The sequence below is a fragment of the Glutamicibacter sp. 2E12 genome, assembly GCF_050030965.1.
In the GTDB taxonomy this organism is placed as follows: Bacteria; Actinomycetota; Actinomycetes; order Actinomycetales; family Micrococcaceae; genus Glutamicibacter.
This window is the reverse complement of record NZ_CP188297.1, coordinates 1,424,472-1,440,414: the sequence shown is the minus strand read 5'-3', so window position 1 is coordinate 1,440,414 and position 15,943 is coordinate 1,424,472. Positions and strand designations below refer to the sequence as shown.

Sequence of the window (15,943 nt, the reverse complement as noted above, 5' to 3'; positions counted from 1 at the left end):
GGTGGCTTTTTATTTTTTTATGGAGAGTTTGATCCTGGCTCAGGATGAACGCTGGCGGCGTGCTTAACACATGCAAGTCGAACGATGAAGCCCAGCTTGCTGGGTGGATTAGTGGCGAACGGGTGAGTAACACGTGAGTAACCTGCCCCCGACTCTGGGATAAGCCCGGGAAACTGGGTCTAATACCGGATATTACCTTTGACCGCATGGTTGTTGGTGGAAAGATTTATCGGTGGGGGATGGACTCGCGGCCTATCAGCTTGTTGGTGAGGTAATGGCTCACCAAGGCGACGACGGGTAGCCGGCCTGAGAGGGTGACCGGCCACACTGGGACTGAGACACGGCCCAGACTCCTACGGGAGGCAGCAGTGGGGAATATTGCACAATGGGCGAAAGCCTGATGCAGCGACGCCGCGTGAGGGATGACGGCCTTCGGGTTGTAAACCTCTTTCAGTAGGGAAGAAGCGAAAGTGACGGTACCTGCAGAAGAAGCGCCGGCTAACTACGTGCCAGCAGCCGCGGTAATACGTAGGGCGCAAGCGTTATCCGGATTTATTGGGCGTAAAGAGCTCGTAGGCGGTTTGTCGCGTCTGCCGTGAAAGTCCGAGGCTCAACCTCGGATCTGCGGTGGGTACGGGCAGACTAGAGTGATGTAGGGGAGACTGGAATTCCTGGTGTAGCGGTGAAATGCGCAGATATCAGGAGGAACACCGATGGCGAAGGCAGGTCTCTGGGCATTTACTGACGCTGAGGAGCGAAAGCATGGGGAGCGAACAGGATTAGATACCCTGGTAGTCCATGCCGTAAACGTTGGGCACTAGGTGTGGGGGACATTCCACGTTTTCCGCGCCGTAGCTAACGCATTAAGTGCCCCGCCTGGGGAGTACGGCCGCAAGGCTAAAACTCAAAGGAATTGACGGGGGCCCGCACAAGCGGCGGAGCATGCGGATTAATTCGATGCAACGCGAAGAACCTTACCAAGGCTTGACATGTGCCAGACCGCCTCAGAGATGGGGTTTCCCTTCGGGGCTGGTTCACAGGTGGTGCATGGTTGTCGTCAGCTCGTGTCGTGAGATGTTGGGTTAAGTCCCGCAACGAGCGCAACCCTCGTTCCATGTTGCCAGCACGTAAAGGTGGGGACTCATGGGAGACTGCCGGGGTCAACTCGGAGGAAGGTGGGGATGACGTCAAATCATCATGCCCCTTATGTCTTGGGCTTCACGCATGCTACAATGGCCGGTACAATGGGTTGCGATACTGTGAGGTGGAGCTAATCCCTAAAAGCCGGTCTCAGTTCGGATTGGGGTCTGCAACTCGACCCCATGAAGTCGGAGTCGCTAGTAATCGCAGATCAGCAACGCTGCGGTGAATACGTTCCCGGGCCTTGTACACACCGCCCGTCAAGTCACGAAAGTTGGTAACACCCGAAGCCGATGGCCTAACCACCTTGTGTGGGGGGAGTCGTCGAAGGTGGGACTGGCGATTGGGACTAAGTCGTAACAAGGTAGCCGTACCGGAAGGTGCGGCTGGATCACCTCCTTTCTAAGGAGCTAACCATTATTGGTTGCCCATGCTGGACACGAGTGTTGTCCGGGTGGGTTGCTCATGGGTGGAATATCAATGGACTCAATACCGGAAAACGTGCTGGCTGATGCTGGTGCGGGGTATTGGCTGTGGCCGCGTGGTGCTTGGGCATCTGCTAGTACGCATTGCAGGGGTTTTCTTCTTGCGGTGCTGGAATGCGGTGTGTGGGTGTTGCGTGGTTTGTATGGTTTGGCATGCTGTTGGGTTTTGAGGCAACAAGCCTCCTTTCCTGGTGAATGGTTGCCGGGGTTCTTCCTGTGGGGAGGGTCCTGGTGGTGTTCGCTTGGGTGAGGGGTTCTTGGTGTTTCGGTGTTTGTCCTGTGTTTGCTGCAAGGATGTCCTGTTGGATTGATGCTGGCCTTTGGTTGGTGTTGGTTTTGGGGTGTTGTTGCGGGGGTGCGGGGTTGTTGTTTGGGAACTGTATAGTGAACGCGAGCATCTTGCAGATGAGATGAGCTGGGTAGTCCTTTTCCTTGGATTGCCTGGTGTTGGAGTCTTGTCTGCGTGATTTTGTTAGATTGTTTTATTGCTCATATCTTTTGACTTTGATGTTGTGTTGAAGTTTTTAAGGGCGCACGGTGGATGCCTTGGCATCAAGAGCCGATGAAGGACGTGGGAATCTGCGATAAGCCTGGTGGAGTCGATAACCGGACGTTGAGACCAGGATTTCCGAATGGGGGAACCCCGCACCATGTTATGTGGTGTGACCTGCAGCTGAATGTATAGGCTGTGTGGAGGGAACGCGGGGAAGTGAAACATCTCAGTACCCGCAGGAAGAGAAAACAACAGTGATTCCGTTAGTAGTGGCGAGCGAACGCGGATGGGGCTAAACCGGTTGGTGTGTGATAGCGGATAGGCGTTGCATCACCGGGGTTGTGGGGTCGGCATGTACCAGCGCTATCTTGCTGGTGGGATGAGGTGCAGGCGTATAGGTGAATCGGTTGGAATGCCGGACCATAGAGGGTGATAGTCCCGTAGGTGTAATGCGTGTCTGCCGTTCTAGTGTTGATACCCGAGTAGCACGGGGCCCGTGAAACCTTGTGTGAATCTGCCAGGACCACCTGGTAAGCCTGAATACTACTTGATGACCGATAGTGAATCAGTACCGTGAGGGAATGGTGAAAAGTACCCCGGGAGGGGAGTGAAATAGTACCTGAAACCGTGCGCTTACAATCCGTTAGAGCTGGGGACTTGTTCCCTGGTGATGGCGTGCCTTTTGAAGAATGAGCCTGCGAGTTAGTGTTACGTCGCGAGGTTAACCCGTGTGGGGAAGCCGTAGCGAAAGCGAGTCTGAATAGGGCGTTTGAGTGGCGTGATCTAGACCCGAAGCGAAGTGATCTACCCATGGCCAGGTTGAAGCGCGTGTAAGAGCGTGTGGAGGACCGAACCCACTTCAGTTGAAAATGGAGGGGATGAGCTGTGGGTAGGGGTGAAAGGCCAATCAAACTTCGTGATAGCTGGTTCTCCCCGAAATGCATTTAGGTGCAGCGTTGCGTGTTTCTTGCTGGAGGTAGAGCTACTGGATAGGCGATGGGCCCTACAAGGTTACTGACCTTAGCCAAACTCCGAATGCCGGCAAGTGAGAGCGCAGCAGTGAGACTGTGGGGGATAAGCTTCATAGTCGAGAGGGAAACAGCCCAGAACGCCAACTAAGGCCCCTAAGCGTGTGCTAAGTGGAAAAGGATGTGGAGTTGCTGTGACAACCAGGAGGTTGGCTTAGAAGCAGCCACCCTTGAAAGAGTGCGTAATAGCTCACTGGTCAAGTGATTCCGCGCCGATAATGTAGCGGGGCTCAAGCACACCGCCGAAGTTGCGTCATTCAAATATTAACCTGGTTTCGATTGGGTGTTTGGATGGGTAGGGGAGCGTCGTGTGGACGGTGAAGTCGCGGTGTAAACCAGCGGTGGAGGCCACACGAGTGAGAATGCAGGCATGAGTAGCGAATGACGGGTGAGAAACCCGTCCGCCGAATGATCAAGGGTTCCAGGGTTAAGCTAATCTGCCCTGGGTTAGTCGGGACCTAAGGCGAGGCCGACAGGCGTAGTCGATGGACAACGGGTTGATATTCCCGTACCGGCGAAGGACCGCCCATACTGAGCTGTGGATGCTAACCATGATTGACGCTAGCTGTTGGTGCCTTCGGGTATCTTGCTGGTTGATGTGGTGGGAACCGATGCAGTGAGGTCAGCGTATTAACAGGTGTGACGCAGGAAGGTAGCCGAGCCAGGCAATGGAATTGACCTGGTCCAAGGGTGTAGGAAGAGTGGTTGGCAAATCCGCCGCTCATATATTCTGAGACCTGATAGGCGCCCCGTTTTCGGGGTGATTCGGTGATCCTATGCTGCCTAGAAAAGCATCGGCGCGAGGTCCAAGTCCGCCCGTACCCCAAACCGACACAGGTGATCAGGTAGAGAATACTAAGGCGATCGAGAGAATCATGGTTAAGGAACTCGGCAAAATGCCCCCGTAACTTCGGAAGAAGGGGGGCCTGCCCCGTGATGAGAACTTGCTTCTCTGATGCGGGTGTGGGCCGCAGAGACCAGGGGGAAGCGACTGTTTACTAAAAACACAGGTCCGTGCGAAGTCGCAAGACGATGTATACGGACTGACTCCTGCCCGGTGCTGGAAGGTTAAGAGGACTGGTTAGCAGTAATGCGAAGCTGAGAATTTAAGCCCCAGTAAACGGCGGTGGTAACTATAACCATCCTAAGGTAGCGAAATTCCTTGTCGGGTAAGTTCCGACCTGCACGAATGGAGTAACGACTTCCCCGCTGTCTCAACCATGAACTCGGCGAAATTGCAGTACGAGTAAAGATGCTCGTTACGCGCAGCAGGACGGAAAGACCCCGAGACCTTTACTATAGTTTGGTATTGGTGTTCGGTGCAGCTTGTGTAGGATAGGTGGGAGACTGTGAAGCTTGGACGCTAGTTCAGGTGGAGTCATCGTTGAAATACCACTCTGGCTGTACCGGTCACCTAACTTCGGACCATGATCTGGTTCAGGGACAGTGCCTGATGGGTAGTTTAACTGGGGCGGTTGCCTCCTAAAATGTAACGGAGGCGCCCAAAGGTTCCCTCAGCCTGGTTGGCAATCAGGTGTCGAGTGTAAGTGCACAAGGGAGCTTGACTGTGAGAGTGACAGCTCGAGCAGGGACGAAAGTCGGGACTAGTGATCCGGCGGCACCTCGTGGAAGGGCCGTCGCTCAACGGATAAAAGGTACCTCGGGGATAACAGGCTGATCTTGCCCAAGAGTCCATATCGACGGCATGGTTTGGCACCTCGATGTCGGCTCGTCGCATCCTGGGGCTGGAGTAGGTCCCAAGGGTTGGGCTGTTCGCCCATTAAAGCGGTACGCGAGCTGGGTTTAGAACGTCGTGAGACAGTTCGGTCCCTATCCGCTGCGCGCGTTGGAAATTTGAGAAGGGCTGTCCTTAGTACGAGAGGACCGGGACGGACGAACCTCTGGTGTGTCAGTTGTACTGCCAAGTGCATCGCTGATTAGCTACGTTTGGAAGGGATAACCGCTGAAAGCATCTAAGCGGGAAGCCTGCTTCGAGATGAGATTTCCATGCACCTTGAGTGTGAGAGGCCCCCAGCTAGACCACTGGGTTGATAGGCAGGATGTGGAAGCAAGGACTAAAGACTTGTGTAGCTGACCTGTACTAATAGGCCGATGACTTTCAACACACAATAAAACAATATTTGAACTGATGATTTCAATGCTGTTCGCGTTCACTATGCGGTTACGAGACAACAACCTCTAGCCAGCAAATACGGATGAGTTACAAGACTTTGTAGCACCGGAAAACATTGACCAGGAAACGTTTTGGTTTGTGTGCTTCGTGATTGTTACGGCGGTCATAGCGTGGGGGAAACGCCCGGTCCCATACCGAACCCGGAAGCTAAGGCCCACTGCGCCGATGGTACTGCACTCGTGAGGGTGTGGGAGAGTAGGTCACCGCCGGACTTAACTTGAGTAGATGGTTTGAGGCCCTGGTACCGTTTGGTGCCGGGGCCTCACCTGTTTAACCAGACTATTTAAGCCGTACGCGCATCGGCGGTCCTCACCCTTCCTATCTTCATGGAAGTAGATAGGGTGTGTAGTAGAAATAACAAGATCTTCTACACGAGGGGCTTTCCTTGACCACCGAGACTACGAGTCCACTGACATACCGCGACGATTCAATTCGTCCCCAGGACGATCTCTACCGCCATAGCAATGGCAAGTGGTTCGAGACAGCAACAATTCCAGGAGATCAAGGAATTTACGGTTCCTTCATGGAACTCCGCGACCAGGCTGAGGCTGCGGTCCACGGAATCATTAATGAAGCAGTGCAGAAGGTTGATTCCGGTGCAGAAACTGACGCCGCCACCCAGCGCATTGCCCGTCTCTACAGCTCATTCATGAATGAAGCCGTTATCGAAGAACGCGGTGCAGATCCGGTTGCTGTCTTCCTGAATACTATTTCGGATATCCAGAACACCGAACAGCTGCTCGAAGTATGCGGTTTCTTCCAGCGCAAAGGCATCAGCGGCTTCATGGATATCGGCGCGATGAACGACGCCGGCAATCCGGACCGGAACCTGCTGACCTTCCTGCAAGGCGGCCTGGGCCTGCCTGATGAGTCCTACTATCGCGAAGAGCAGTTCGCTGAAACCGTATCCGACTACCAGGACCACCTTGGCCGCCTGCTGGCCCTTGGCGGTATTGCTGATGCCGAAGCCGCGGCCGCACATGTCGTAGCGCTCGAGAAGGCCATGGCCTCGCATCACTGGGACCGGGTCAAGGTCCGCGATGCTCAGGCACGCTACAACCTGATGTCCGATGAGGAGCTTTCCGCGCTTTTCCCGGGTGTGAGGACCTGGCTGGCAGGCGCCGGCATTGAGCCGAAGTACTACAGCGAAGTTGTCGTCTGGCAGCCAAGCTACCTTCAGGGATTGTCTGAGCTATTCGGCTCCCAGCCGCTGGATGCCTGGAAGAACTGGTTGCGGGTCCAGGTGCTGCGCTCGTTCGCTCCCTACTTGTCCAGCGCATTCGTCAATGAGAATTTCTCCTTCTACTCGGCCAAGCTCGGTGGCGTGGAACAGCTCAAGGAACGCTGGAAGCGAGGTGTCGCATTCACCGAAGGTGCTGTAGGCGAAGACATCGGCCAGCTGTACGTGGCTGAGCACTTCCCTGCAGAGGCCAAGGACGCCATGGACGCGCTGGTTCAACGGCTCATCGAGGCTTACCGCATCTCGATCAGCGAACTGTCCTGGATGGGCCCGGAGACCATCGAAAAGGCACTGGATAAGCTTTCCAAGTTCCGTCCGAAGATCGGCTACCCGAACCAATGGATCGACTACTCTGCCATCCAGGCTGATGAACTGGACGTCATCGCGAATATTGCCTCGGCGAACGAATTCGAGTTCGCTCGTGAATTGAAGAAGATCGATGACGGGGTGGATCGCGAACTGTGGTTCATGTTCCCCCAGACGGTGAACGCCTACTACCACCCGCTGCTGAACGAAATCGCGTTCCCAGCGGCAATCCTGCGCCCGCCATTCTTCGACGTGAACCGCGACATCGCCTCGAATTTCGGCGGCATCGGCGCGGTCATCGGCCACGAAATCGGCCACGGCTTCGATGACCAGGGCTCGCAGTTCGATGGCACTGGCCAGTTGACCAATTGGTGGACCGATGAGGACCGGGCTTCCTTCGAGAAGCTGACCGCCAAGCTGGTGGACCAGTACAACGCGCTGTCCCCTTCAGAAGCCCCGGAACACAACGTCAACGGTGCACTGACCTTGGGCGAGAACATCGGCGACCTCGGTGGCCTGGGCATTGCCTACAAGGCCTACAAGCTCGAGTTGGCCGCCCTTGGCATACAGGAAGATGAAGTGATCGACGGCATCACCGGAGACCAGCGCTTCTTCTACTCCTGGGCCGAATGCTGGCGCACGCTGATTCGTCCGGAGACCGCGGTGGTACGCGTGACCACCGACCCGCATGCACCCGGGGAGTTCCGCTGCAACCAGGTTCCGAAGAACCTGGCATCCTTCCACGAGGCCTTCGGCACCAAGCCCGGCGATGGCATGTGGCTGGATCCAGCTGACCGCGTAGAAATCTGGTAAACCGCATAACTGAATGGATAGGGCAGGGGCAAAGCCAGCTTTGCCCCTGCCCTATCCTGCGTTGCGGGCCAACATCACTGTGTAAGGCTGATCATGAAGGGCTTCAACTGCACGCCATGACACGTAGAATGGTCTATTGTGACTTCCGAAAATAATTCCGCACAGGCCCCAGATCCAAACGACCAGCGACAGGTGCGCACCGATAAGCGCAACCAGCTGCTGGCCAAGGGCGAGGAAGCCTACCCGGTAGGCATAGCTCGCACCCACTCGTTGCAGGAAATCCGCGACAAGTACGAGCACCTCGAAGCTGGTGAAGAGACCGAAGACGTCGTCGGCATCGTCGGCCGCATCGTTTTCATGCGCAACACCGGCAAGCTGTGCTTCGCCACCTTGCAGGAAGGCGGCCAGAAGGGCGAAGGGGTTCGCCTGCAGGTCATGCTCTCGCTTGCCAACGTTGGCGAAGAGCGCCTGGCCCAGTGGAAGTCGCTCGTCGATCTGGGCGACCATGTGTTCGTGACCGGCAAGGTCATCTCCTCGCGCCGCGGCGAGCTGTCCATCATGGCAGACGCTTGGGAAATGGCTTCCAAGGCCCTGCGCCCACTGCCGGTGCTGCACGCCGATCTGAATGAAGAGACCCGCGTGCGCCAGCGCTACGCCGATTTGATCGTGCGCAACGAGGCCCGCGAAATGGTCTACAAGCGCGCCGCGATCGTCCGCGCCGTACGCAACACCCTGGAGAACCGTGGCTATGTCGAGGTTGAGACCCCGATGCTGCAGCTGGTTCACGGTGGCGCTTCGGCCCGTCCATTCAAGACGCACCTGAACGCCTTTGACCAGGAAATGACCCTGCGCATCGCAACCGAGCTGTACCTCAAGCGGTGCGTCGTTGGCGGTGTTGACCGTGTCTTCGAAGTGGGGCGCATCTTCCGCAACGAGGGTGTCGACTCGACCCACTCGCCGGAATTCACCACCTTGGAATCCTACGAAGCCTACGCCGACCAGTACGTCATGGCCGATCGCATCAAGGAAATCATTCTCAATGCCGCTGATGCCATTGGTGCCGGCCGCACCATCGAGACCCCCAAGGGCACCGCTAACCTGGACGGCGAATGGCGCTGGGTCAGCGTCTACCCTGGCCTGTCCGAAGCTGTCGGCGTGGAGATCACCCCGGAAACCGAAGCTTCGGTGCTGCGCGAAGTCGCTGCGAAGCACGAAGTGAAGATCGATCCAGCCTGGGGCGCCCAGAAGCTGGTCATCGAGCTGTTCGGCGAAATCGTCGAGCCGACCTTGATCGATCCGACCTTCGTGTGCGACTACCCGCCACTGGCACAGCCGCTGGCACGCCCGCATCGCTCGAAGCCGGGAGTCATCGAGGCCTGGGACCTGATCATCGGCGGCATGGAGCGCGGTACCGCGTTCTCCGAGCTGATTGACCCGGTGATCCAGCGCGAGCGCCTGACCGAGCAGTCCCTGATGGCTGCTGGCGGCGATCCGGAAGCAATGCAGCTTGACGAAGACTTCCTTCGTGCATTGGAATACGGTGCACCGCCGATGGGCGGTATCGGTTTGGGTATCGATCGTCTGGTTATGCTTTTCACCAACGTCGGTATTCGTGAAACTATTCTGTTCCCACTCCTAAAGCCGGAGGCATAGGAATGCCATATATTGAGGCGATCGTCCCGACAATCGGCCTGGCGCTGCTTTTCTGGTACGTGATGAAAGCAATTACAAACGCGGATCGAAAAGAACGCCAAGCTGAAGCTGAAGCTGATGCGCTAATTCAAAATCGCTCGGATTCTAATAATCCAGTAAACGAGAATTAGTCTTTCCTGAAAGAACCTTGTGAATTCTGATGATAATTAGAGTTTAGTGCGGCTATTTGTATATGCTTGTTGTTTGAAATGGGCTGATGATCGAATGTCAGTTGGTCCAGTACATTCAAGCTCGGAGGAATTCCTAAATGGCACGTCAGGTTCAAATTGCCCTGATCGACGATATTGATGGTAGCGAGGCGACTGAATCTATTGCATTCAGCGTCGCTGGTCAGCATTTTGAAATCGACCTGAACGACGAGCATGCTGCTCAGTTCCATGCAGCCATCGAGCCGTACATCGATGCGGCGCGCTCGTCGAAGCAGACTGCAGCGAGCGAAGCTCCAGCAATCCGCGCATGGGCGAAGGAAAACAACATCAAGGTCAACGCACGCGGACGCCTTAATGCAGAAGTTGTAGATGCCTACAATGCTGCAATGCGCAAGGGCGGACGAAACCGCGCGAAGTAATTTGCGAGGTTTTCAACAAGTCTCAATATAAGAGCCGGCACGCAATGCGTGCCGGCTCTTATTCTTATAACGACGTTCGTAATTCATCCAATACTTTCATTGAACATCGCAATATTGGCGAGCCAAGTAAATCTGGAAATTAATTGCACCTCAATTACGGATTTCCGGTACCAGGGGACCGCTTCGGTTATCCCTGTGGCGAACAAGGGCGCATTGCCGGCGCTTGGTGCGTAGCATCGAATTATTGGTAAGCAAGGAGTGTGCCGAAGATGTTTGAGAGATTTACCGACCGTGCCCGTCGAGTTGTCGTGCTCGCCCAAGAAGAGGCGCGCATGCTCAACCACAACTACATCGGCACCGAGCACCTGTTGCTCGGTCTAATCCACGAAGGCGACGGTGTCGCCGCAAAGGCGCTTGAGTCGCTGAATATTTCGCTGGGTGCCGTTCGTGAGCAGGTTCAGGAGATTATCGGCAAGGGCCAGCAGGCGCCTTCCGGTCATATCCCGTTCACTCCTCGCGCCAAGAAGGTTTTGGAGCTCTCGCTGCGCGAAGCGCTGCAGCTGGGGCATAACTACATTGGTACCGAGCACATCCTGCTCGGCCTGATCCGCGAGGGCGAGGGCGTCGCAGCCCAGGTACTGGTGAAGCTGGGCGCTGACCTCGGTCGCGTGCGCCAGCAGGTCATCCAGCTGCTCTCGGGCTACCAGGGCGGCAAGGAAACTGCCTCCGCTGGCGTCAGCTCGGGCGGACAGCAGGAAGGCACCCCGGCAGGCTCGGCGGTGCTCGACCAGTTCGGCCGCAACCTCACCGCAGCTGCCCGCGAGGGCAAGCTCGATCCAGTGATTGGCCGCGAGCACGAGATGGAACGCGTCATGCAGGTCCTCTCGCGCCGTACCAAGAACAACCCGGTGCTGATCGGCGAGCCTGGTGTCGGCAAGACCGCAGTCGTCGAGGGCCTGGCCCAGTCGATCGTGCGCGGCGATGTGCCCGAGACCATCAAGGACAAGCAGCTGTACACCCTGGACCTCGGTTCCCTGGTGGCCGGCTCCCGCTACCGCGGTGACTTCGAGGAACGCCTGAAGAAGGTCCTCAAGGAAATCCGCACCCGTGGCGATATCATCCTGTTCATCGACGAGATCCACACCCTCGTTGGTGCTGGTGCCGCCGAGGGCGCCATCGATGCCGCGTCGATCCTCAAGCCGATGCTGGCTCGTGGCGAACTGCAGACCATCGGTGCCACCACCTTGGATGAGTACCGCAAGAATATCGAGAAGGATGCAGCGCTTGAGCGCCGCTTCCAGCCGATCCAGGTCAAGGAGCCTTCGGTGGAGCTGACCACGCAGATCCTGCGTGGCCTGCGCGACCGCTACGAGGCGCACCACCGCGTGACCATCACCGATGGTGCACTGCAGGCCGCTGCCACGCTGGCGCACCGCTACATCTCCGATCGCTTCCTGCCGGACAAGGCCGTGGACCTGATCGACGAGGCGGGCGCACGCCTGCGCATCCAGCGCATGACCGCTCCTCCGGCCTTGAAGGAAATGGACGAGGAAATCGCCACCGTGCGCCTGGAGAAGGAAGCTGCGATTGACGCGCAGGACTTCGAAGGGGCGGCCTCGCTGCGCGATAAGGAATCCAAGCTGATTGAGGCCCGCAACGAGAAGGAGAAGTCCTGGCGCAATGGCGACATGGACGAAGTCTCCGAGGTGACCGAGGACCTTATTGCCGAGGTACTTGCCAACTCCACCGGCATCCCGGTTGTGAAGCTGACCGAGGAAGAGTCCACGCGCCTGCTGAATATGGAAGACGAGCTGCACAAGCGCGTCATCGGCCAGGACTCGGCGATCAAGGCCATCTCCCAGGCGATCCGCCGTACCCGTGCAGGCCTGAAGGATCCGAACCGCCCAGGTGGTTCGTTCATCTTCGCCGGCCCAACCGGTGTAGGCAAGACCGAGCTGGCCAAGGCGCTGGCAGAGTTCCTCTTCGGTGAAGAAGACGCGCTAATCACCCTGGACATGTCCGAATACTCGGAGAAGCACACCGTTTCCCGGCTCTTCGGTGCTCCTCCGGGCTACGTCGGCTACGAAGAGGGCGGGCAGCTGACCGAGAAGGTCCGCCGCCGTCCGTTCTCCGTAGTGCTCTTCGACGAGGTCGAGAAGGCGCATGCCGACTTGTTCAACTCATTGCTGCAGATCCTGGAAGACGGCCGCTTGACCGACTCCCAGGGCCGTGTGGTGGACTTCAAGAACACCATCATCATCATGACCACCAACCTCGGTACCCGCGACATCTCCAAGGGTGTGATGACCGGCTTCCAGTCGGCCGCGGATACCAAGACCGGTTACGAGCGCATGCAGGCCAAGGTCCAGGAAGAACTGCGTCAGCATTTCCGCCCTGAATTCCTGAACCGTGTTGATGACACCGTGGTCTTCCCGCAGCTGAACCAGGACGAGATCGAAGAAATCGTCGACCTGTTCATCGCACGCCTGGCCAAGCGCCTGGAAGAACGCGAGATCACCATCGAGCTGACCCAGGCTGCCCGCAGCCTGCTGGCCCAGCGCGGTTACGATCCAGCAATGGGTGCCCGCCCGCTGCGCCGCACCATCCAGCGCGATATCGAGGACCAGCTCTCCGAGCGCATCCTCTTCAGCCAGATCGTTGCGGGCCAGAAGGTCACCGTCGACGTCGAGGGCGAAGGCGAGAGCCGCAAGTTCGTCTTCCACGCTGAAGGCGGCACCGGCCAGCTGGAAGGCGAGCCGGCACCGGCAGCACTGGAAAGCTAGGCCGCAGAGGCATAACCCATAGCCGTGGAACTGACAACGTTCAGTTCCACGGCTATTGGCTTTAATCCGGCCATGTCGTAGGCTCAACACATGAAGAAGCGAAGCAAAGGGCAACAGCTGATTGCCGCTTCCTGCCTCGCAGTCATGGCCTATTCAGCCTTGTACCTTCTCCTCCGTCCCCAGCTTCCTGGACAATTGGTGCGCCATGCCGGCACCGACGGAGCCGGATACGGCCCAACGTGGCTGGTGGTGCTGGTGATTGGTGCCGCGGGCACGCTCAGTATTGCCATCGGCATCATTGCCTACCGCGACTTCACCTCATTGGGGCACTGGAACCCGGGACCGAAATCGATTGTGGTCTGCTTCCTGGCCGCTGGCTTCGGAATCCTCGGACTGGGCGCTGCCATGCTTCTCGCTGCCATGGGAGAAGACGCCGCGCAGCAAGGCACCCTGCCTATTGGCATGGGACTGCTTGGGCTGATCGGGGTCTTCGCGCTTTCCGCCTCGCTGCTGGCAAAGGCATTGCCCCAGGCGGAGCAAGAAAGCCTCGACGCCTGAAGAGCAATCGATTCCCTCCGGGCGTGCTGGGCTTAGCGGGCCACCGCCTTGGCTACCAACTCGGCAAGCATTTCTTCGAGCTGCCCATCAAGCGCGGTAATGGCGAACGAGGTGGGCCATAGGGTGCCCTCATCCAGCTGCGCAACATCGTTGAAGCCGAAAGTCAGGTAGCGGGTACCGAACTTCTTGGCATCCTGCATGAAGCACAAGATCTTGCCGTCCAAAGCGTAAGCGGGCATGCCATACCAGGTTTTCGGCTCCAATTCCGGAGCCGTCTCGGTGATGATCCGGTGCAGCTTCTGCGCAAGCACCTTGTCGTTGCCCTCGAAGGAAGCAATCTTCTCTTCCACTTCCTTGCGGGCCTGTTCCGCCTTCTCGGCTTTGGTCATGCGCTTCTTCGAAGTGCGCACCTCAGCGGCCCGCTCTTTCATCGCGGCCTTCTCGGCGGCTGAAAAGCCTTCTTGTTCTGAACTGCTCATGCTTCTTCTCCCTGAACTGCTTGGTTGATACGGACCATATTTCCCGAAGGATCGCGGAAGGCGCAATCGCGCGGACCCCACGGTTGGTCCATTGGCTCCTGCAGGACTTCAGCGCCCGACGCGCTCAAAGTTTCAAAGACCTTGTCCAGATCATTGGTGGACAGCACCAGCGGCCCGATCGCGCCCTTGGCTACCAGCTCGGCCAAGGCCTGCGCATCGGCAGCTGACCGGCCAGCGCCCGGAGCCGAAAGCACCAGGCTGGTGCCGGCGCCGTCGGAGCCGCCAAGGGACACCCAGCGGAAGCCGCCGTTGGCGACATCGGAGAGGACCGTGAAGCCCAGCGCATCGCGGTAGAACGCGAGCGCCTCATCCACATCGAGCACGGTCAAAGGGACATGATTGATTGAAATGCTTGCCATGGCTCCAGCCTAGGGAGCGCCGACCAGATAGCGCTTCTTCAAAACTGCTCAGAATCTCTCGGGACGCAAAAGGATCTTGGCGATGCAGGCAGGGATCGGCTCGGTGGCTGAATGGTCCCGTTCCCGGTATGACGAGGGAGTTTCGCCGACCACTTCGGTGAAGCGCGTGCTGAAGGAACCCAGAGAAGTCCATCCCACTTGCATGCAAGCATCTGTTACCGAGACCGATGCGCGCAGCAGATGCATGGCGCGCTCGATACGGCGGGTGAGCAAATAGGCATGCGGGGTCTCGCCATAGGCCCGCTTGAACTCCCTGGAAAAATGAGCAGGAGACATGGAAGCACGCTGGGCCAACGCAGGCACATCCAATGGTTCCGCATAGTGCCGGTCCATCAGGTCCCTGGCCCGGCGCAGGTGCGCCAGGGTTTTCAGCGCTTCGGCATCCACCGGCTAGCCCCGGTTCCTGGCTCGCAGGACAAGGAATGCACCCAGCACCGTTGAGCACAGGTAGATCCCGGTGACGGTGATCCAGCCCGCGGTGAAGCCACCGGCCGAGCCGACCAGCAGGCCCATGGCCAAGGGCCCCACGGTGAAACCGCCAAACTGGCCCGCCGAGACGATTCCGCTGGCACTTCCCAGGCGGCTTGCGGGGATCACCCGCAGCAAGCCCGCCATCAGCACTACCGAAACTCCCAGGGCCGAGGCGCCGTGCAGGCAGACCGCTAGCCAGAGCAAGGCCACCGAGTGCAGCTGCTGGGCCATCAGGAAGCTGGCACCGCCCGCCGTGGCCAGCGACGCCAGCAGCAGCAAGAGCTTAGGAGCTGATACGCCGCGTGACATCATCTGCCCCCATCCGACGCGGGCGGAAACGCCAATGACGCCAGCGACCGCGGCGGTCAGGCCGCCAGCGACCAAGGAGAAGTCCAGCTCGCGGACCGCAAAGAGCGCCAGGTAGACGTTGGTCGCCTGTACGCCGACACCGTTGATGAAACCGAATAGGGCCAGCGCAAAAATGACGAACTTCGTGGAGGGGGTGGCCGCAGCCACCGGCTGGCTCGCGCCCGTTGCCGCCTTCTGCGGGGCAGGCGCGGCGAGCATGGGGGTTGCGCGGATAACCCGTACAGCGATCACCGCGAGGACCGCGGCGAGCACGGCGCCGGCCAGCGATGCTCCGTTCCAGCCAATGAATGCAGCCAGCAGCGGGAACCCCACGCTGCCTACGAGCTGTGAAACCTGCACGCCAGACTGCTTGATGCCGGTCCACGTGATGCGCTGGGCACTAGGGACGCGCTGGGCCAGAATGCGGTTGGTGACCCCGTTGGGGAATGACTGGGCGAAGCCGGCCAAACCGGAAGCCGCCAGGAGCAAGACGTAGCCTGCGGGAATGGCTGCCAAGCCCAGCGCGACCGCCGTCGTGCCGAAGATCAGCAGGACCAGCCTGGTATCCGGTTGCCTGTCGGAGAACTTCCCGAAGACGGCGTTACCCAGTGCGGCGCAGCCGAAGCACACTGTCGCCAACAGGCCGAACTGGGATTCGGTGATTCCCAAATCCCTGATGACCAGGTCGCTGGTGGCGTTCAACCCGTAATTAAGCAGGGGAGCGATGCCGACGGCGGATAGGAGGATGGCAAGCAACCCGAATCCGGGGCGTGCTGTTCTAGCTGGCATCCTCATCCTTGCTCCAGTGCGACTTCAATGTTCAAGTTTATCTTGGCACACCGTGT

Annotated in this window: 10 protein-coding genes and 3 rRNA genes; 9 read left to right on the top strand and 4 right to left on the bottom strand. The window is 58.2% G+C overall.

Annotated elements, in window-relative coordinates; all coding sequences use genetic code 11:
- Positions 1-16 precede the first annotated feature (16 nt).
- The 9 genes from ACP3TE_RS06725 (at position 17) to ACP3TE_RS06685 (ending at position 13,321) form a co-directional block, all read left to right on the top strand.
- Positions 17-1,542, top strand: a 16S ribosomal RNA gene (locus ACP3TE_RS06725).
- A 597-nt stretch (positions 1,543-2,139) separates the two neighbouring features.
- Positions 2,140-5,272 (top strand): 23S ribosomal RNA (locus ACP3TE_RS06720).
- A gap of 163 nt (positions 5,273-5,435) precedes the next feature.
- A 5S ribosomal RNA gene (rrf, locus tag ACP3TE_RS06715) occupies positions 5,436-5,552 on the top strand.
- The 16S, 23S and 5S rRNA genes sit together here, the layout of an rRNA operon.
- Positions 5,553-5,725: 173 nt before the next feature.
- Complete coding sequence (locus tag ACP3TE_RS06710) at positions 5,726-7,699, top strand: M13 family metallopeptidase (RefSeq protein ID WP_332488539.1); 1,974 nt, start codon at positions 5,726-5,728, stop codon at positions 7,697-7,699.
- A gap of 138 nt (positions 7,700-7,837) precedes the next feature.
- The gene (gene lysS, locus ACP3TE_RS06705; RefSeq protein WP_332488537.1) at positions 7,838-9,352 is read left to right on the top strand and encodes a lysine--tRNA ligase; all 1,515 of its coding nucleotides are present in this window, start codon (positions 7,838-7,840) and stop codon (positions 9,350-9,352) included.
- 2 nt (positions 9,353-9,354) lie between these two features.
- Positions 9,355-9,522: a hypothetical protein gene (locus ACP3TE_RS06700; protein WP_166650875.1), complete on the top strand. Its 168-nt coding sequence runs from the start codon at positions 9,355-9,357 to the stop codon at positions 9,520-9,522.
- A gap of 137 nt (positions 9,523-9,659) precedes the next feature.
- A complete protein-coding gene (locus ACP3TE_RS06695; RefSeq protein ID WP_105659017.1) occupies positions 9,660-9,980 on the top strand; it encodes a histone-like nucleoid-structuring protein Lsr2 in 321 nt (106 codons plus the stop codon).
- Positions 9,981-10,249: 269 nt separating this feature from the next.
- Positions 10,250-12,763 (top strand): ATP-dependent Clp protease ATP-binding subunit, encoded by a 2,514-nt coding sequence (locus ACP3TE_RS06690; RefSeq protein WP_105659016.1) that lies wholly within the window; start codon positions 10,250-10,252, stop codon positions 12,761-12,763.
- A gap of 90 nt (positions 12,764-12,853) precedes the next feature.
- Positions 12,854-13,321: a hypothetical protein gene (locus ACP3TE_RS06685; protein ID WP_105662701.1), complete on the top strand. Its 468-nt coding sequence runs from the start codon at positions 12,854-12,856 to the stop codon at positions 13,319-13,321.
- A gap of 32 nt (positions 13,322-13,353) precedes the next feature.
- On the opposite strand, the gene ACP3TE_RS06680 is transcribed toward ACP3TE_RS06685, so the two are convergent.
- The 4 genes from ACP3TE_RS06680 to ACP3TE_RS06665 are packed head-to-tail and all read right to left on the bottom strand — an operon-like array spanning position 13,354 to position 15,887.
- Complete coding sequence (locus ACP3TE_RS06680) at positions 13,354-13,800, bottom strand: iron chaperone (protein WP_105659014.1); 447 nt, start codon at positions 13,798-13,800, stop codon at positions 13,354-13,356.
- Positions 13,797-14,219, bottom strand: a complete 423-nt coding sequence (locus tag ACP3TE_RS06675) for a VOC family protein (protein WP_105659013.1) — start codon at positions 14,217-14,219, stop codon at positions 13,797-13,799. Before ACP3TE_RS06675 ends, ACP3TE_RS06680 begins: the two co-directional genes overlap by 4 nt.
- A gap of 48 nt (positions 14,220-14,267) precedes the next feature.
- Positions 14,268-14,612: a helix-turn-helix domain-containing protein gene (locus tag ACP3TE_RS06670; protein WP_402741983.1), complete on the bottom strand. Its 345-nt coding sequence runs from the start codon at positions 14,610-14,612 to the stop codon at positions 14,268-14,270.
- Positions 14,613-14,669: 57 nt separating this feature from the next.
- Positions 14,670-15,887 carry an MFS transporter gene (locus ACP3TE_RS06665; protein ID WP_286134409.1) on the bottom strand — a complete coding sequence of 406 codons (1,218 nt, stop codon included), beginning with the start codon at positions 15,885-15,887 and terminating at the stop codon, positions 14,670-14,672.
- Positions 15,888-15,943: the final 56 nt, after the last annotated feature.